This window comes from Pseudomonas sp. CCC3.1 (assembly GCF_034347405.1).
Classification (GTDB): domain Bacteria; phylum Pseudomonadota; class Gammaproteobacteria; order Pseudomonadales; family Pseudomonadaceae; genus Aquipseudomonas.
This window is the reverse complement of sequence record NZ_CP133778.1, coordinates 433,979-451,956: the sequence shown is the minus strand read 5'-3', so window position 1 is coordinate 451,956 and position 17,978 is coordinate 433,979. Positions and strand designations below refer to the sequence as shown.

Genomic DNA, 17,978 nt, shown 5'->3' with positions numbered 1-17,978 from the left:
CTACCTCAGCTTCAGTGTGGCAAGACCGATCAACACGAGGATCACGGTGATAATCCAGAAACGGACAATCACGCGTGGCTCGGGCCAGCCCTTGAGTTCAAAGTGGTGATGGATCGGTGCCATGCGGAATACCCGCTTGCCGGTCAACTTGAACGACGCGACCTGGATGACCACCGACAGGGTTTCCATCACGAACACACCACCCATGATGAACAGCACGATTTCCTGACGCACGATGACCGCGATGGTGCCCAAGGCTGCGCCCAGCGCCAGTGCGCCGACGTCACCCATAAAGACTTGTGCGGGGTAGGTGTTGAACCACAGAAAGCCCAGACCGGCGCCAATCAGCGCGCCGCAGAACACAATCAACTCACCTGCGCCCGGTACATACGGGATCAGCAGGTAGTCAGCGAATTTCAGGTTACCCGACAGGTAGCAGAAAATACCCAGCGCACCGCCGACCATCACAGTTGGCATGATGGCCAGGCCGTCGAGGCCGTCAGTCAGGTTGACGGCGTTGCTCGAACCGACGATCACGAAATAGGTCAGCACCACAAAACCGATGCCCAACGGGATGCTGGCGCCTTTAAGAAACGGCAGGATCAACGTGGTTTCGACTGCGCTGGGCGCCGTCATGTACAAGAAGATCGCAGCGGCGAGACCGAACACCGACTGCCAGAAATACTTCCAGCGGCTTGGAAGGCCGCGTGAGTTCTTTTCGATGACCTTGCGGTAGTCGTCTACCCAGCCAATGGCACCGAACAGCAGGGTGACCAGCATCACCACCCACACGTAGCGATTGCTCAGGTCAGCCCACAGCAAGGTGCTGACGGTAATGGCCGACAGGATCAGTGCGCCGCCCATGGTTGGCGTGCCGGATTTGGACAGGTGCGATTGCGGGCCGTCGTTACGAACCGATTGACCGATTTGACGGTTTTGCAGGGTGCGGATCATCCACGGCCCCAGGCACAGCGACAACGACAACGCAGTGAGTACTCCAAGAATCCCGCGCAGGGACAAGTACTGGAAGACTGCAAAGCCCTTGTAGAACTGTTGTAGATACTCCGCTAGAAGCAGCAGCATTAATGTTTCTCCCCGCTGGAACCGCACAGCGCCGCAACGACGTTTTCCATCGCTGCGCTGCGCGAACCCTTGATCAAAATAGTGGTGTTTGTTTCGTGCTCGGTGCGAAGCGCCTTGATCAGGTCAGCCTGATTGGCGAAGTGACGAGCCTGGTGTCCAAATGCAGCGACGGCATGAGCCATCAGTGGTCCCACCGCGTAGAGCGCTGAAACCTTGTCGGCGGCGTAAGCGCCTACTTCACGATGTCCTTGCTCTGCCCACTCACCCAGCTCGCCGATATCTCCGAGCACCAGGACGGTGCGACCGGAAAAGCCGGCGAGTATATCAACGGCAGCGCACATTGAGGTGGGGTTTGCGTTGTAAGTGTCATCAATAATTCGCAGACCTGTGCTAGTCAGTTGCGCAACAGCGCGCCCTTTGACCGGCAGCACGGCTTCGAGGCCGGTCTTGATCCCGAACAACGACACATTCAGCGCATAAGCAGCCGCTGCTGCAGCCAGAGCGTTCGCCACGTTGTGACTGCCCAGCAGGTTCAGTTGAACCTGTTCGACACCCAGCGGGGTGTGGATCTTGAAACCTTGGCAGCCACGCGCATCGCGCACCAGAGCGCTGGCGTAAAAATCAGCCTGGGCATTGTCCAGCGAAAAGCTCAGCACCTTGCGACCTGCCGCACGGGCCTGCCAAATGCCAAACGCCTTGTCGTCCAGATTCAGAACGGCGATGCCATCGGCATCCAGCCCTTCGATAATTTCACCTTTGGCCTCGACGATTTTCTCAGGCCCGCCGAACTCACCCACGTGCGCGGTACCGGCATTGTTCAGCACGGCAACACGAGGTTTGGTCATGGCCACGGTGTAGGCGATTTCGCCGACGCGCGATGCACCCAGTTCGATCACTGCCGCAGTGTGTTCCTGCGTCAGTTCGAGCAGGGTCAGCGGCACGCCCAGATCGTTATTCAAATTACCTTTGGTCGCCAGCACCGGGCCACGGGTGCGCAGGATGCAGGCGAGCATTTCTTTAACGGTGGTTTTGCCGCTGGAGCCGGTAATCGCCGCGACGGGCTTGTCGTAGCCAGCACGGTTCAGCGCGCCCAATTGGCCCAAGGCTTCACGCGTATCTTTGACCACCAATTGCGGCAACACCGACTCAGGCACTTCGCGCTCAACCAGCGCGGCAACAGCACCTTTGGCTGCGACTTCATTCAAGTAGTCATGGCCATCAAAACGCGGGCCTGTCAGCGCGATAAACAACTGGCCCTGAGCGATGGCACGGCTGTCGATGCTCACGCCATTGAATCGGCTGTCCGCGCTGACCAGACGACCATTCAGGGCGGCAGCGACTTCGCTTAATAGAAGAGGCTTAAGCATGAGCAACCTCCCAGGCAGCCAAGGCTTTTTGGGCTTCAGTCAGGTCAGAGAAGTCATGGCGCTCGCCGTTGATTTCCTGATAGTCCTCGTGGCCTTTACCGGCCAGCACGATGACGTCTTCAGCACGGGCATTGGCGATGATCTGCGCAATGGCGGCGCCTCGACCGGCGACAAAAACCACCTTGTCGGCCTCAGTAAAACCAGCACGAATGTCAGTGAAAATCTGCGCTGGGTCTTCGGTACGCGGGTTGTCGTCGGTCACCAGCACCGCGTCAGCCAAACGCTCAACCACCTCAGCCATTAATGGGCGCTTACCGCGATCACGGTCGCCGCCACAGCCGAACAGGCAATGCAATTGACCTTTGGCGTGAGGGCGCAGTGCGAGCAGCACTTTTTCCAGCGCATCCGGGGTATGGGCGTAATCGACCACCACCAGCGGCTTGGCGCCGCCGCCCAAACGCTGCATACGCCCGACCGGGCCTTCCAGCTTGGGCAGCACTTTAAGAATTTCGTCGAGGGCGTAGTCAAGACCGAGCAAGGCGCCAACAGCGGCCAACACATTGCTCAGGTTGAAACGGCCGAGCAAGGTGCTGCGCAAATGGTGCTCGCCTTGGGGCGTGACTAGGGTGGCGCGCACGCCATCGTCATCAAAGGTCGCTTCGCGGCAATACAGGTAGGCACTGCTGTCTTCGAGGCTGTAGCTGATCAGGCGCGAGTCGTGTTTTTCAGCAGCCAGTCGACGACCGAACTCATCGTCCAGATTGAGCACCCGGCAACGCAGATCTGGCCAGGCAAACAGCTTGGCCTTGGCGTCGGCGTACGCCTGCATGGTGCCGTGATAGTCCAGGTGATCGCGGGACAAGTTGGTCAGCACGGCCACGTCAAACGCCAGTGCACTGACTCGCCCCTGATCCAGACCGTGGGACGAGACTTCCATAGCCACGGCTTTGGCACCGGCCTTTTTCAGGTCGGCCAACATGGCTTGCACGGCAATCGGGTCTGGGGTGGTGTGGCGGCCGCTATGCAACGCGCCATAAAAACCGGTGCCCAGGGTGCCGACGATGCCACAGTGCTGACCGAGCAAATCCAGCGCTTGCGCGACCAGTTGGGTCACGCTGGTTTTACCGTTGGTTCCGGTGACGCCCACCAGGTTCAGGTGATGGCTCGGCTCGCCATAAAAGCGCCCAGCGATGTCGGATAGCTGCGCCGCCAGACCTTTGACCGGGATCAACGGCACATGGGTAATAGGCAGCACAGAGGCGCCGTCTACTTCATAGGCAACGGCAGCAGCGCCGCGTTTCAAGGCGTCGCTGATGTGTTCACGACCATCGAGCTTGCCACCCGGCACGGCGAGGAACAGATCACCCGCGCGGACATTGCGGCTGTCGAGGGTCAATTCACGGATCAGCAAGTCGTGACCGGCGTGAGGGAAAATCTTGTTCAGGCTCAGGGACATTAGCCGCGCCCTCCTTTGGCTGCCGCAGCGGTTGCCGCCGCTTGTTGCTCCGCTGCCGTTGGCAGGTTGTCAGGTGTGACGTTCATCAGGCGCAGCGTGCCGGACATCACCTTGCTGAACACCGGCGCCGATACCAGTCCACCGAAGTAGCCCGCTTTGCTTGGTTCATCGATCACGACCACGATCGCGTAACGCGGGTCGCTCATCGGGCCAAAGCCAGCGAACAGGGAGCGGTAAGAGTTAACGGCGTAGCCTTTGACGCCGCCGGACGATGTTTTACGCGCAGTACCGGATTTGCCACCGACGTGGTACGCCGGAACCTTGGCTCGCCAAACGCCACGCGGGTTTTCGATCACTTCCTGGAGCATGCCCTGCAAGGTCTTGGCGACCTGCTCCGGCATGACTTGCGTAGCCTGGACGGGCTTGTCCTTGTCGGCCTTGAGCAAGGTCAACGGCGCCAGCTTGCCGTTGTTGGCCAATGCCGAGAACGCGTGAACCAATTGGATCGCGGTGACGGAAACGCCGTAGCCGTAAGACAAGGTTGCGGTTTCGGCTTTGCGCCACTCGCGGTAGTTCGGCAGGTTGCCGACGCGCTCGCCCGGAAACCCCAGACCGGTGTCTTGACCCAAGCCCATTTTGGCCATCTGACGGAAAATCGCTTCGCCGCCAATATCGAAGGCGACTTTACTCATGCCCACGTTACTGGAATTGATCAAAATGCCAGTCAGGTCGAGGACCGGACCTTCAGTACGCGATACGTCGCGAATGGTGTATTTGCCCAGTTGCAGCGTGCCTGGATACACCTCGACTTTGTCGGTCGGTTTCCAGCGGCCGGTTTCCAGCGCCGCACTCATCGAAATCGGTTTTACCGTCGAGCCCGGCTCAAACACGTCGATCATGGCGCGGTTACGCATCATCGCCGGTTGCAGGTTGCGACGGTTATTCGGGTTGTAAGTCGGCTGATTGACCATGGCCAGAATTTCGCCGGTCTTCACGTCCATGATCACCAGGCTGCCCGCCTTGGCGCCATTCTCGACCAGCGCATTGCGCAGCTCACGGTTGGCCAGGTATTGCAGGCGCAGGTCAATCGACAACGCCAAGGTCTTCCCTGCCTTGGCGTTTTTAGTCACTTGGATGTCTTTGATCAGACGCCCGCGTCGGTCCTTGATGACCTGTCGCTTGCCCGGCACGCCAGCCAGCCACTCGTCATAGGCCAGCTCAACGCCTTCGCGCCCCTTGTCGTCAATGTCGGTAAAGCCAACCATGTGCGCGGTCACTTCACCCGCCGGGTAGAAGCGGCGGAACTCTTCAATGCCGTATACACCCGGCACTTTGAGGTCGAGCACGACTTGGCCCTGCTCAGGGGTCAGCCCCCGAACAAGGTAGATGAACTCTTTATTGGCTTGCTGTTCAAGGCGCGCCGTCAGCACTTTCGGGTCTTGCCCGAGCGCGTGCGCCAACGCTGGCCAGCGATCTTTTGCGGCCTGCATTTCCTTGGCATTGGCCCACAACGTGGTGACCGGTGTACTGACCGCCAACGGCTCGCCATTACGGTCGGTAATCAGCCCGCGGTGCGCAGGAATGGTGATGTGGCGCAAGCTACGGGCATCGCCCTGACCTTTGAGGAAGTCGTGATCGATGACCTGCAAATAGACAATTTGGCAGGCAATCGCGCCCACCAGCAGTGCCAGCAGCGCCAGCACCACGCGAAAACGCCACGGATAAAGTGCGCCTTCGAGTTTGATCATGGCGCCACCATCCGCACTTCTGCTGCACCCGGGATGTGCATTTTCAGTTGTTCGCTGGCCAGGGTTTCGATACGGCTATGCGCGGTCCAGGTACTTTGCTCCAGGATCAAGCGACCCCATTCAGCCTGAGCCTTGTCGCGCACGCTCAGCTCCCCATACAGGGTATTGAGCAATTGGCGGTTCCAGTGCGCGCTGTACGCAACACCCACAGCCGAAACCAGCACGGCAATAAACAGCAGCAGCATGAAGAAACTTCCGCCGGGAAGTGGTTTGGCGTAAAGCTTGTTCAACGAAGCTTCTCCGCGACGCGCATGACAGCGCTGCGCGAGCGCGGGTTGGCCTTGAGCTCTGCTTCAGAAGCGAACTGTGCCTTGCCATGAATTTTGATCTTGGGTTCAAAGGTTTTGTGCTGCACCGGCAAGCCACGCGGCAGGTTGTCAGGTTCACCTTTGACCAAATCACGCATGAACAATTTGACGATGCGATCTTCGAGCGAGTGGAAGCTGATCACGACCAGACGGCCGCCCACTTCCAGCGATTCCAGGGCCGCTTGCAGGCCAGCCTTAAGATCTCCGAGTTCGTTATTGACGTGAATCCGCAGGCCCTGGAACGTACGGGTCGCAGGGTGCTTGCCCTTTTCCCAAGCCGGGTTGGCGACTTTCAATACTTCAGCCAGATCGCCAGTGCGCTCAAACGGCGTAATGTCACGACGCTCGACAACGGCACGCGCCATACGCCCGGAAAAACGCTCTTCGCCGTATTCCTTGAATACGCGGGCAATTTCTTCTTGAGAGGCGGTGTTCACAAATTCGGCAGCGCTGATGCCCGCATCCGGGTTCATGCGCATGTCCAGCGGGCCATCGTTCATGAAGCTGAAGCCGCGCTCAGGGTCATCGAGCTGTGGCGAAGACACGCCCAGATCGAGCAGCACACCGCTGATTTTACCGGCCAGACCGCGCCCGGCAATTTCGGATCCCATTTCTGCAAAACTGCGCTGCACAATGACAAAGCGGCCGTCTTCGGCCGCTAGCGCTTGCCCGGTGGCAATCGCTTGTGGATCTTTATCAAACCCGAGAAGACGCCCCTCAGGGCCCAGCTTCTGGAGTATCAAGCGGCTATGTCCGCCGCGACCGAAGGTGCCATCCAGATAGCATCCATCAGGACGTACGGCGAGAGCCTCTACGGCTTCATCGAGCAGTACGGTGATGTGGTTGAAGTCGCTATCAATAGTCACAGGATTAAATCACGCAGTTCATCAGGCATCGCGCCCGGTTGTTGAATGGCTGCAAGGTCAGCGGCAGAAACAGCTTCCCAGGCATCCTCGTCCCACAGTTGAAACTTGTTCAGCTGGCCCACCAACATCGCGCGCTTGTCCAACTTGGCATACTCACGCAAACGCGGCGGCACCAGAAAACGACCACTGCCATCGAGTTCGAGGTCGACGGCGTTACCAATCAACAGGCGTTGCAAACGGCGGTTTTCTTCACGCAACGAAGGCAACGCCCGCAGCTTGGTTTCAATCAATTCCCACTCGTCGAGCGGGTACACACATAAGCAGGGATCCACGGCATCAATGGTCACGATCAATTGCCCGGAGCTTCTCGAAATCAGCTCGTCACGGTACCGGCTCGGCATTGCGAGACGACCCTTGGCATCGAGACTGATTGCGTTAGCTCCGCGAAACACGAGGCGCCACTCCAAAAATTAGCGTTTTACGTTCAAAAAACCCACTTTCTGCCACTTTTCGCCACTTGTGCACACTATAGGAATGCGCCCACCACACCGTCAAGGCGCGGCCCAAGGAAAATCCTTACATTACGGAGATTTAGGAGAGTAAATAGACGTACAGCAATAAGCGAGGGTGTTCCTTGACGTGCGATAAGCCGCTAATTCAATGCTTCGGACTTCAAACTTAAAGTGATTTGTTAAGAGTAAGAACTTTTTGGCATTACGCTGGCAGTTCTTCTTGCAAATAAAGCGAGGGGGTTGGAGCGAGCATTTCAAGAATGCATATCTGCTTGCGAAACAAGCAGGGGAAAAAGGTGGAGAGTCGATCTGTAAGCCGGGTTCTGTCTTGAACAGTCATTCGTCTACGATGGCCATCACTGGACATCTTTAGCAACCTACCCGGTCCCAGCGCGGGCCACGCCTTGGGACCCTATTTGGTCTTGCTCCAAGTGGGGTTTACCTAGCCACGAACTGTTGCCAGACGTGCGGTGCGCTCTTACCGCACCTTTTCACCCTTACCGGCGCCGAAGCGCTTAGGCGGTTATTTTCTGTGGCACTTTCCGTAGGCTCACGCCTCCCAGGCATTACCTGGCACTTCGCCCTATGGAGCCCGGACTTTCCTCCCCCCCCTAATTTTCATAGAGGGCAGCGACTGTCCAATCGACTCTCCGGCGCGAAGGTTAACTGTACAGAGCGTATAGAACAAGCTTTAAAGCTGAACTTGATGCTCGACATCCAACCTCAGCCCCCTTACTTACAGGCCTAACTGCAAAAAACAAGGGCTAAGTGCCACTATTCCTTACTCTGCTTTCTGCTTTTCAAGTGCAACTTGATACAGCACATTTTTGCGCTCGCCGGTTATTTCAGCAGCCAATGCAGCAGCACGTTTGAGTGGCATCTCTTTAAGCAGTAAATCAAGAATGCGCATTGCCTCGCTGCTCACCACTTCATCGGTGTCGGGCGCGGTCCAGCCTGCAACTAGCACGACACATTCGCCGCGCTGTTGATTGCTGTCAGATTCAACAAAAGCGCGCAGCTCGGACAACGGCAACCCCTTGAGTGTTTCGAAGGTCTTGGTCAGCTCCCGCGCCAGCAATGCCGGGCGATCGGGACCAAACACCAGCTCCAGGTCTTGCAGGCATTCAAGGATGCGATGCGGCGCTTCGTAGAAAATCAGGGTGCGCGGCTCTTCCTTTAATAGCTCAAGACGCGAGCGGCGACCAACGGCCTTGGCCGGCAAGAACCCTTCAAAGATAAAGCGGTCAGAAGGCAACCCGGCTGCCGACAACGCAGCGATCAACGCGCAAGCTCCTGGCACAGGTACAACCTTGACCCCGGCTGCTCGCGCCTGACGCACCAAGTGGTAACCCGGATCAGAGATCAATGGCGTACCCGCATCAGAGATCAAGGCCACATCTTCACCGGCCAGTAACCGCTGAATAAAGCGACTGCCTTCATCACGCTCGTTATGTTCGTGACAGGCCCCCAGCGGGGTAGTGATGCCAAAATGCTGCATCAAACGCAGGGAGTGACGCGTGTCTTCGGCCGCGATCAGCGATACCTCGCGCAACACTTTAAGCGCACGCGCACTGATGTCGTCCAGGTTACCGATGGGCGTGGCCACCACATAAAGTGAGCCAACAACGGAATTCAAAGCACCTGGAGCAGTCAAAACGCGCACCTCTTAAGAGTTAAAGGCGCCATTGTAGCGCGTAGAACCCTGCTGAACGCACCCTCCAGACATGCTCAAAAGCGTCAATCTGGAAAACACCGCGTCACAACGGCCAGAAGTCATCTAAATTTAAGCTTTATCACCAGTAACATCGCGCCCCGGCCAGCGCTTGGGTACACTTCCCCCCCTCATTTGATCGAGTATCAGGAACACTACATGATCGCTTGCCTGCGGCTGTTCACTGCCCTCTGCCTCGCTGCCTTGTTGGCGGCTTGCGCCAGCTCGCCCTCGTCCAGCCTTGGCGAACTCCCACGTACGCCCGATGCCAGCCTTGAACAGCTGCTGCAACAGGCCGCTGCGAGCAAGGACCCGGAAAAGGCGGCCCTGCTGCGCCTGTCCGCAACTGACCTTGCCATGCGCCAAAACGACAACCAGCGCGCGGCGCAAATCCTGGGACAGGTACCTCTGGATCTGCTCAAACCTGCACAACAGGTTTTTGCCAGCACGCTGGCCGCAGAACTGGCGATGAGCCGCAACCAGCCTAAAGACGCACTGACCGCCCTGAACCACCCAAGCGTATCGCGCCTCAATGAGATGCCAGCCGACTTGCAAGTGCGTACACACGTGGTCCGCGCACGCGCTCTGGAGGCCGACGGTCAGAACCTGGCCGCCGCTCGCGAACGCGCCGCCATGAGCCAGAACCTGACCGGCGATGCGGCCAACAACAATAACGAAGCCATTTGGGCACTGGTTGCTGCACTGCCCGTTGACCAACTGCGCACGCCTGACACAGGCGTGCTGGGCGGCTGGATGTCCCTGGCCCTCGCCGTCAAAAGCGCCTCCAGCCTGCAAGATCAGCAAAACGCCATTGACCAATGGCGCGCGCAAAACCCGACACACCCGGCGGCTATCCAACTCCCAGCCCCTTTGCTCAAGCTCAAAGAACTGGCCAGCCAGCCGCTGACCAAAATCGCCCTGCTGCTGCCGCAGGATGGCCAACTGGCGTCTGTCAGCAAAGCACTGCGTGATGGCTTTATGGCCGCGCACTATCAAGCACAGCAAGCTGGCCAAAACCCGCCGAGCATCCAGTTCTATGACAGCTCGCGCCTGACTTCGCTGGACGACTTCTATCGCAAGGCTCAAGCCGATGGCGTGCAACTGGTGGTCGGCCCACTGGAAAAGTCACTGGTCAAGCAATTGAATACCCGCTCCCAACTGCCGATTCCTACCCTGGCCCTTAACTACAGCGAAGGCGGACAAGGCCCTGCGCAATTGTTTCAATTTGGCCTGGCAGCTGAAGACGAAGCACGCGAAGTTGCACGCCGCGCACACGCTGACGGCCTGACCCGCGCTGGCGCCATCGTGCCGCAAGGCGAATGGGGCGATCGCGTACTCAAGGCGTTCCGCCAGGAATGGGAAGCCAATGGCGGCACCGTCGTTGGCGCCGAACACATCGACAAACCTGTAGCACTGGCCCAGCAAGTCGCCGACCTGGTGCAACTGCGTAATGCAGGAGGCGCCGGCCAGCCTTCGCGCCGCCAGGACATGGAGTTCATCTTCCTGGCTGCAACGCCTCAGCAAGCCCAGCAGGTCAAGCCGACGCTCAATTATCAATACGCAGGTGATGTACCGGTTTACGCCACATCCCACGTATTCAGCGCCAGCGGCGACCAAAACCAGTACAACGACATGAACGGCATCCGTTTTTGCGAAACCCCTTGGCTGCTCGACACTGCGAACCCGCTGCGCCAACAAGTGGCTGCACAATGGCCGCAAGCCGGTGGCAGCCTGGGCCGCCTGTACGCCATGGGTGTTGACGCTTATAGCCTGACTTCTAGACTGGGCCAGCTCAAAGCCCTGCCCGACAATCGGATTGACGGCCTGTCCGGCAGCTTGAGCATGAGCCAGCAGCAACATATTCAACGTCAGTTGCCATGGGCCGAATTTATCAATGGTCAGGTCCAACGCCTGCCCGACACCCCAAACTGATGCCCGAACGCACAAGCCAGCAAACAGGTAAAGATGCCGAGCGCACTGCGCTGCGGCATCTTGAGCAACACGGCTTACGCTTGCTGGCGCAGAACTGGCTATGCAAGCGCGGCGAGCTGGATCTGGTCATGCTCGACGGCGATACAGTAGTATTCGTCGAAGTTCGTTACCGACAACATGCGCAATGGGGCGGCGCACTAGCCAGCATTGACGCACGCAAGCGTCAAAAACTGATACTGGCCGCTCAGTATTTCTTGCAACGCGAATCGCGCTGGGCCAATCACCCCTGTCGATTTGACGTCGTAGCCATGGATAGCGCAACACCCCATTTGAACTGGCTACGGAATGCCTTTGACAGCTAAAGCGCTGCCGGGCCGATTCCAGCACACTTTTTACTAAACGATTTTGCTTTGCTTTGCGGGCTGCACATTTTTGTGCCGGGAAGTCACCCAGGAACACCTGGCTCACGCCCGACCAGCCGCCCTACTTAAGGTCACATAGATGGACATGCAATCCCGAATTCGCCAGCTTTTTCAGGCCAGTATCGACACCAAGCAGCAGGCGATGGAGGTTCTTGCCCCTCACATCGAGCAAGCCAGCCAAGTGATGGTTAACGCCCTGCTCAACGAGGGCAAAATGCTTTCGTGTGGTAACGGTGGTTCCGCGGGCGACGCCCAGCACTTCTCGTCCGAGCTGCTTAACCGCTTTGAGCGCGAGCGCCCAAGCTTGCCAGCTATTGCACTGACCACCGACAGCTCGACGATCACCTCGATCGCCAATGACTACAGCTTCAACGAGATTTTCTCCAAGCAGATCCGCGCCCTTGGCCAACCGGGCGATGTGCTGCTGGCGATCTCTACCAGCGGCAACTCAGCCAACATCATCCAGGCCATTCAGGCGGCTCACGATCGCGAGATGATCGTGGTTGCCATGACCGGCCGCGATGGCGGCGGCATGGCCTCGCTGCTGCTACCTGAGGACGTGGAAATTCGCGTCCCGTCCAACGTCACTGCACGTATTCAAGAAGTCCACCTGCTGGCGATCCACTGCTTGTGCGATCTGATCGACAGCCAACTGTTCGGGAGTGAAGAATGACTTTTAATCGCTTTAGCCTAGTGGCATTGACGCTGTGCCTCGGCCTGACCGCTGGTTGCAGCTCGGTACTGACCGCCACCCGCGACACGCCGATTGAAGATGATCGCGGTACTCGCACGTTTGGCAGCAAAATCGACGACTCCCTGATTGAAACCAAAGTTGCCGTGAACGTCGCCAAAGCCAACCCGGACCTGGATACCGGCTCGCACATCGTTGTCACCAGCTATAACGGCATCGTGCTCCTGGCCGGGCAAACCCCGCGCGCCGACCTCAAGGCCCAGGCTGAACAAGCAGCTGCCGCGGTGCAGCGAGTCAAAAAGGTCAACAACGAACTGCAAGTCATGGCGCCTTCATCGATTCTGGCGCGCAACAACGACGCGTGGCTGACCACCAAAATCAAGACTCAAATGCTGACTGACAACGGCATTCCGGGCTCACGCATCAAAGTCGTGACCGAAAACGGCATCGTTTACCTGCTCGGCCTGGTCACCAAACAAGAAGCTGCCCGCGCCACCAACTTGGTGCAAGGCGTTTCTGGCGTACAAAAAATCGTCAAACTGTTTGAGTACATCGACTGATTGTGTGTAGGAGCGAGCCTGCCTCGCGATCTTTTGAACCTAAAAGATCGCGAGGCAAGCTCGCTCCTACAGGACGGGACAGCGACCATAAAAAAGGCGACCTCTGCAGGTCGCCTTTTTTGTTACTTCACTACTTTGAGGCTAGGCCGTCCACTCGGGCGCGGCGGCTCGGTGTCTGGCGGCGGAGTGTCGTCGTCCGGCTCAATCTCATCATCCACGTCAAACGCTTCTTCAAGATCAAACATCATGCCCTGACCGTTTTCCCGGGCATAAATACCCAGAATCGCGCCTGCCGGCACGTACAACGTGTGTGGCACACCACCAAAACGCCCGTCAAAGCTAACAGCTTCGTTGTCCATGTGCATATTGCGCACGGCGCTTGGCGATACATTGAGGACTATTTGTCCATCACTGGCAAAACCCTGAGGCACCTGGACCTTCGGGTAGTCCGATTTAACCAGCAAGTGCGGAGTGCAATCGTTATCAACAATCCACTCATAGAGCGCACGCACCAGATAAGGTCGACTTGAATTCATCAAGGGCTCCTAAAGCCTTAGCGCATATCGCGTTCGACACCAGACAAGCTTGCCTGGAAAGCCTCACGCGCAAACTGACGCTCCATATAGTCAAGCAGCGGCTTGGCAGGCCGCGGCAATTCAATACCCAAAACAGGCAAGCGCCAGAGTATCGGCAATAGACAGCAGTCGACCAGACTTTGCTCATCACTGAGGAAAAAAGGTTTGTCTGCAAACAATGCAGACACGCCCGTCAAGCTCTCTCGCAGCTCTTTGCGCGCCTGCACACGTGCTGGTTCTTTGGTGCGCGAATCGAGGATCAAGTCGACCAGGTTGCACCAGTCACGCTGGATACGGTGCATCAGCAGACGGCTATTGGCTCGCGCTACCGGATAAACCGGCAACAACGGTGGATGCGGATAACGCTCATCCAGATACTCCATTACCACTGTCGACTCCCACAACGCCAGGTCGCGATCGACCAGGGTTGGCAGGCTGCCGTAGGGGTTCACTTCGATCAGCTTCGGCGGATGACGGCCCGCTTCCACGCTAATGATCTCGGCGCTGACACCTTTCTCGGCGAGCACAATGCGTACTCGATGGGAATAGTGGTCGGCGGGGTCGGAGTAACAGGCCAACCGATTGGTCACGCCCATGGCGGTCCTCCTCGCTTGTAGAAATTATCAGAAGCAGAAAAACGAACGCGCCCAAGGAGTGCCTCCAATAACAGCAGAACCCGGGGAGGACAGGTCATCTTGACCTTGCCCTCCCCCTGTCCTGCACTGTTACCTTTTCAGAGACACCCTTGGGCGCGCACGATTAACAGCAATGCTTGTAACGGTATCAGTGCACATCCTTCCAGTATTCGCGCTTGAGCAGATAAGCGAATACGAAGAAGAAGGCCAGATAGAGCAATACGTAAGTACCGATGCGCTGATGCTCCAGCTTCACCGGGTTAGCCGAGTAGGCCAGGAAGGTCACAAGGTTCTTGATCTTCTCATCGAACTGCTCTTCAGTCAGCGTGCCGGTCTTTGGCAATACTGTCAGCTGGTCGCACGCTTCATGTGTCAAAGGTGTGCCGGTGAGCGGATCATACTGCTTCTTGCCGTCTTCGACGATCTGTACTTGCTTGCAACCGATAACTTGACGCCCTTGCAGTGGCGCAAGAACGTTCGGCATGCCCACATTCGGGAAGACGGTATTGTTCACACCCCAAGGGCGCGACGGATCTTCGTAGAACGACCGCAGGTAGCTGTAGAGCCAGTCTGTGCCACGCACACGCGCCACCAGGGTCAAGTCCGGCGGTGCAGCACCGAACCAGGCCTTGGCGTCTTCAGGCTGCATGCCGATGTTCATGTGGTCGCCAATCTTGGCACCTGTGAACACCAGATTATTGAGCATGACGTCATGAGGGATACCCAGATCGTCAGCCACACGCTCGTAGCGCTGGAACTTGGCACTGTGACACCCCATGCAATAGTTGGCGAACGTACGCGCACCATCTTGCATGGCAGCTTTGTCGGAGACGTCGATATCGACTTTGTCGAGATGCACACCCTGCTCGGACGCAAAGGACAGCACAGGCATCATCGCGAGCATCAATACTGCAAATAGCTTTTTCATCAGCCAGTCACCCTTTCCGGAACCGGTTTGGTCTTCTCGAGCCTGGTGTAGAACGGCATCAGAATGAAGTAGGCGAAGTACAGGAACGTACACACCTGCGACAACAGCGTGCGCTCCGGGGTGGGTGCGAGAACACCCAAAACGCCCAGAATCACGAACGAGATACAGAACACCCACAGCCAGATTTTGCTCATCCAGCCTTTGTAGCGCATGGATTTCACAGGGCTGCGATCAAGCCATGGCAACACGAACAGCACGGCAATCGCAGCGCCCATGGCAATAACGCCCATCAGCTTGTCAGGGATGGCGCGCAAGATCGCGTAGAACGGCGTGAAGTACCAGACAGGAGCAATATGCTCTGGTGTCTTGAAGGCGTTTGCTTGCTCGAAGTTAGGCTTTTCGAGGAAGTAGCCCCCCATTTCCGGGAAGAAGAACACAATTGAGCAGAAGATAAACAAGAACACCACGACACCGACAATGTCTTTCACGGTGTAGTACGGATGGAACGGAATGCCGTCCAGCGGGATACCATTTTCGTCTTTGTACTTCTTGATATCGACGCCGTCGGGGTTGTTGGAGCCGACTTCGTGCAGGGCCAGAATATGCAGCACCACCAGACCCAGAATCACGATAGGCAGGGCCACGACGTGCAGGGCAAAGAAGCGATTCAGGGTAATCCCGGAGATCAGGTAGTCACCACGGATCCACTGAGTCAGGTCGTTGCCGATCACGGGAATGGCGCCGAACAGCGAGATAATCACCTGCGCGCCCCAGTAGGACATTTGCCCCCACGGCAGCAAGTACCCCATGAAAGCTTCCGCCATCAAGGCCAGGTAAATCATCATGCCGAACAGCCAGACCAGCTCGCGCGGCTTCTGATAGGAGCCGTAGAGCAAGCCACGGAACATGTGCAGGTAAACCACAATAAAGAACGCCGACGCACCCGTTGAGTGCAGCAAGCGCAAAATCGAGCCGTATTCGACGTCACGCATGATGTATTCGACAGAGGCAAACGCCTCTTCTGCCGACGGCGTGTAGCTCATGGTCAGCCACACACCCGTGACGATCTGGTTAACCAGAACCAGCAAGGCGAGGGAGCCGAAGAAGTAGAAGAAGTTGAAGTTTTTCGGGGCGTAATATTTGCTGAGGTGGTCTTCCCACATTTTGGTGGCCGGGAAGCGAGCATCAATCCAATCCATGAACTTGCTCATTACACGTTCTCCCCATCAAGGCCAACGACAACGATGTTGTCCGACTCATAGTAGTAAGGCGGTACGGGCAGGTTCAGCGGAGCTGGTTGGGCCTTGTAAACACGGCCAGCCAAATCATAGTGCGAACCATGACAAGGACAGAAATAACCACCGACCCAATCCTTGCCAAGGTCGGCAGGGGCAACTTCAGGGCGGAAAGTAGGCGAGCAGCCCAAGTGGGTGCAAATACCGATCAGCAGCAAAATTTCTGGTTTGATCGAGCGCAGCTCGGGATTTACATAGGTAGGTTGATCGGATTGCTTGGAGTCCGGATCAGCTAGCTGACCTTCAATCTTCTTCAGATTTGCCAGGATCTCATCGGTGCGACGTACGATGAATACGGGCTGACCACGCCATTCAGCAATCATTTGCTGGCCTGGCTCGACCTTCGCAATATTCACTTTTACCGGTGCGCCAGCGGCCTTGGCCTTGGCACTGGGGAACCACGACCCCACGAACGGGACCGCCGCCCCCACCGCTCCTGCAGCACCCACCACGGATGTGGCTGCCACGAGGAAGCGACGCCGGCCGACATTAACGCCGTCATTGCTCATTCCGTCCTCTCCCATCAGCTTTGTGGCCTGTTAAATCAGGCCTCTAGTAAGTTGCAAACTAATCTTTATAAAAATTTTGCCGAATGTTAATGAAAAGACCCTACTAAGACAAGGTAATTACCGCTCTGAGTCGGCTACAGCCCTTGCAGCGTAGGCATTTGCTGGATGTGGCACGTTGTCACATCGACCAAATTGCGCCCATAAAAAAAGCCCAACTCCGTGAGGAGCTGGGCTTTTTTGAACGAAGCTGCGAATTAACGCTTCGAGTACTGCGGACGCTTACGCGCTTTACGCAGACCGACTTTCTTACGTTCAACTTCACGAGCATCGCGAGTAACGAAGCCTGCTTTGCGCAGTGCGCCACGCAGAGTTTCGTCGTACTGCATCAGAGCGCGAGTGATACCGTGGCGGATTGCGCCAGCTTGACCACTTACACCACCGCCGATAACAGTGACGTAGATGTCGAATTTCTCGACAGTCTCGGTCAATTCCAGCGGCTGACGAACTACCATGCGGGCAGTTTCGCGGCCGAAGAAGTTATCCAGGGAGCGGTTGTTGATGGAGATGTTACCAGTACCCGGACGCAGGAAAACGCGTGCGGTTGCAGTCTTACGACGGCCAGTGCCGTAGTTTTGAGTCGCCGACATAATGAACTATTCCGTTAAAACTTCAGTTCTTGGGGCTGCTGAGCAGTATGAGGGTGAGCAGCGCCCGCATAGACTTTCAGCTTACGGTACATGTCGCGACCCAGTGGGTTCTTAGGCAACATGCCTTTAACCGCGGTCTCGATCACGCGCTCAGGAGCTTTGGCGATCAGCTTTTCGAAGTTGATCGACTTAATCCCGCCCGGGAAACCGGAGTGAGAGTAGTACATCTTGTCAGAGGTCTTAGCACCAGTGACACGAATCTGCTCAGCATTGATAACAACGATGTAGTCACCGGTGTCAACGTGCGGAGTGAATTCAGGCTTGTGCTTGCCACGCAGACGGCTCGCGATCTCGGTGGCCAGACGACCCAGGGTCTGACCAGCAGCGTCGACGACAAACCAGTCGCGCTTTACTGTTTCTGGTTTAGCAGTAAAAGTTTTCATTCTTTATAGCCTCAGGGGCCGCCCTGTAAATTAGACGGCGGATCTTACTGAATAGTGCGTACTTTGACAAGTCAAAGGCAGCCGGATACAGACGCTATCGGGGGCTCGGGTCAGCGCGTCCGTTCAACGGCAAGATTCTTCGGCAGGCGGCGCATCACTTCCACTGCAGAAAGAGGTCGACGATTATCCAGATTGCACAAAAAATTACAACCTGCTTTTATGATTCTTTA

Annotated in this window: 19 protein-coding genes and 1 other RNA gene; 4 read left to right on the top strand and 16 right to left on the bottom strand. The window is 57.0% G+C overall.

Annotated elements, in window-relative coordinates; genetic code table 11:
* The 9 genes from mraY to rsmI all read right to left on the bottom strand — a co-directional run bounded on the left by mraY (position 1) and on the right by rsmI (position 9,036).
* On the bottom strand, positions 1–1,083 hold the full coding sequence (gene mraY, locus RHM56_RS02120) for a phospho-N-acetylmuramoyl-pentapeptide-transferase (protein ID WP_019408599.1): 1,083 nt from the start codon (positions 1,081–1,083) through the stop codon (positions 1–3).
* Positions 1,083–2,450 carry a UDP-N-acetylmuramoyl-tripeptide--D-alanyl-D-alanine ligase gene (locus RHM56_RS02115; protein ID WP_322238088.1) on the bottom strand — a complete coding sequence of 456 codons (1,368 nt, stop codon included), beginning with the start codon at positions 2,448–2,450 and terminating at the stop codon, positions 1,083–1,085. The genes mraY and RHM56_RS02115 overlap by 1 nt, the downstream gene beginning before the upstream one ends.
* Positions 2,443–3,906: a UDP-N-acetylmuramoyl-L-alanyl-D-glutamate--2,6-diaminopimelate ligase gene (gene murE / locus RHM56_RS02110; RefSeq protein ID WP_322238086.1), complete on the bottom strand. Its 1,464-nt coding sequence runs from the start codon at positions 3,904–3,906 to the stop codon at positions 2,443–2,445. Before murE ends, RHM56_RS02115 begins: the two co-directional genes overlap by 8 nt.
* Complete coding sequence (locus tag RHM56_RS02105; RefSeq protein ID WP_416194880.1) at positions 3,906–5,654, bottom strand: peptidoglycan D,D-transpeptidase FtsI family protein; 1,749 nt, start codon at positions 5,652–5,654, stop codon at positions 3,906–3,908. The genes murE and RHM56_RS02105 overlap by 1 nt, the downstream gene beginning before the upstream one ends.
* A complete protein-coding gene (ftsL, locus tag RHM56_RS02100; protein WP_322238084.1) occupies positions 5,651–5,944 on the bottom strand; it encodes a cell division protein FtsL in 294 nt (97 codons plus the stop codon). Before ftsL ends, RHM56_RS02105 begins: the two co-directional genes overlap by 4 nt.
* The gene (gene rsmH, locus RHM56_RS02095; protein ID WP_416194879.1) at positions 5,941–6,888 is read right to left on the bottom strand and encodes a 16S rRNA (cytosine(1402)-N(4))-methyltransferase RsmH; all 948 of its coding nucleotides are present in this window, start codon (positions 6,886–6,888) and stop codon (positions 5,941–5,943) included. Before rsmH ends, ftsL begins: the two co-directional genes overlap by 4 nt.
* Positions 6,885–7,340 carry a division/cell wall cluster transcriptional repressor MraZ gene (gene mraZ / locus RHM56_RS02090; protein ID WP_019408593.1) on the bottom strand — a complete coding sequence of 152 codons (456 nt, stop codon included), beginning with the start codon at positions 7,338–7,340 and terminating at the stop codon, positions 6,885–6,887. Before mraZ ends, rsmH begins: the two co-directional genes overlap by 4 nt.
* Positions 7,341–7,696: 356 nt before the next feature.
* An RNA gene (rnpB, locus tag RHM56_RS02085) (RNase P RNA component class A) lies at positions 7,697–8,050 on the bottom strand.
* Positions 8,051–8,181: 131 nt separating this feature from the next.
* The gene (gene rsmI, locus RHM56_RS02080) at positions 8,182–9,036 is read right to left on the bottom strand and encodes a 16S rRNA (cytidine(1402)-2'-O)-methyltransferase (protein WP_322241674.1); all 855 of its coding nucleotides are present in this window, start codon (positions 9,034–9,036) and stop codon (positions 8,182–8,184) included.
* A 234-nt stretch (positions 9,037–9,270) separates the two neighbouring features.
* Here rsmI and RHM56_RS02075 point away from each other — a divergent pair, with 234 nt between their 5' ends.
* From RHM56_RS02075 to RHM56_RS02060, 4 genes are all read left to right on the top strand, one after another.
* The gene (locus RHM56_RS02075; RefSeq protein ID WP_322238082.1) at positions 9,271–11,043 is read left to right on the top strand and encodes a penicillin-binding protein activator; all 1,773 of its coding nucleotides are present in this window, start codon (positions 9,271–9,273) and stop codon (positions 11,041–11,043) included.
* Positions 11,043–11,405 (top strand): YraN family protein, encoded by a 363-nt coding sequence (locus RHM56_RS02070; protein WP_322238080.1) that lies wholly within the window; start codon positions 11,043–11,045, stop codon positions 11,403–11,405. The genes RHM56_RS02075 and RHM56_RS02070 overlap by 1 nt, the downstream gene beginning before the upstream one ends.
* 139 nt (positions 11,406–11,544) lie before the next feature.
* Positions 11,545–12,138 carry a phosphoheptose isomerase gene (locus tag RHM56_RS02065; protein ID WP_019408589.1) on the top strand — a complete coding sequence of 198 codons (594 nt, stop codon included), beginning with the start codon at positions 11,545–11,547 and terminating at the stop codon, positions 12,136–12,138.
* On the top strand, positions 12,135–12,716 hold the full coding sequence (locus RHM56_RS02060) for a BON domain-containing protein (protein ID WP_019408588.1): 582 nt from the start codon (positions 12,135–12,137) through the stop codon (positions 12,714–12,716). Before RHM56_RS02065 ends, RHM56_RS02060 begins: the two co-directional genes overlap by 4 nt.
* Before the next feature lie 122 nt (positions 12,717–12,838).
* On the opposite strand, the gene RHM56_RS02055 is transcribed toward RHM56_RS02060, so the two are convergent.
* The 7 genes from RHM56_RS02055 to rplM form a co-directional block, all read right to left on the bottom strand.
* The gene (locus tag RHM56_RS02055) at positions 12,839–13,252 is read right to left on the bottom strand and encodes a ClpXP protease specificity-enhancing factor (protein ID WP_322238077.1); all 414 of its coding nucleotides are present in this window, start codon (positions 13,250–13,252) and stop codon (positions 12,839–12,841) included.
* A gap of 17 nt (positions 13,253–13,269) precedes the next feature.
* A complete protein-coding gene (locus RHM56_RS02050; protein WP_322238075.1) occupies positions 13,270–13,887 on the bottom strand; it encodes a glutathione S-transferase N-terminal domain-containing protein in 618 nt (205 codons plus the stop codon).
* Positions 13,888–14,074: 187 nt separating this feature from the next.
* Complete coding sequence (locus RHM56_RS02045; protein ID WP_322238073.1) at positions 14,075–14,854, bottom strand: cytochrome c1; 780 nt, start codon at positions 14,852–14,854, stop codon at positions 14,075–14,077.
* Positions 14,854–16,065, bottom strand: a complete 1,212-nt coding sequence (locus tag RHM56_RS02040; RefSeq protein WP_019408584.1) for a cytochrome b — start codon at positions 16,063–16,065, stop codon at positions 14,854–14,856. Before RHM56_RS02040 ends, RHM56_RS02045 begins: the two co-directional genes overlap by 1 nt.
* Positions 16,065–16,658 carry a ubiquinol-cytochrome c reductase iron-sulfur subunit gene (petA, locus tag RHM56_RS02035; protein ID WP_322238071.1) on the bottom strand — a complete coding sequence of 198 codons (594 nt, stop codon included), beginning with the start codon at positions 16,656–16,658 and terminating at the stop codon, positions 16,065–16,067. The genes RHM56_RS02040 and petA overlap by 1 nt, the downstream gene beginning before the upstream one ends.
* Before the next feature lie 254 nt (positions 16,659–16,912).
* Positions 16,913–17,305, bottom strand: a complete 393-nt coding sequence (gene rpsI, locus RHM56_RS02030; RefSeq protein ID WP_002555064.1) for a 30S ribosomal protein S9 — start codon at positions 17,303–17,305, stop codon at positions 16,913–16,915.
* A 14-nt stretch (positions 17,306–17,319) separates the two neighbouring features.
* The gene (rplM, locus tag RHM56_RS02025) at positions 17,320–17,748 is read right to left on the bottom strand and encodes a 50S ribosomal protein L13 (protein ID WP_019408582.1); all 429 of its coding nucleotides are present in this window, start codon (positions 17,746–17,748) and stop codon (positions 17,320–17,322) included.
* Positions 17,749–17,978 lie beyond the last annotated feature (230 nt).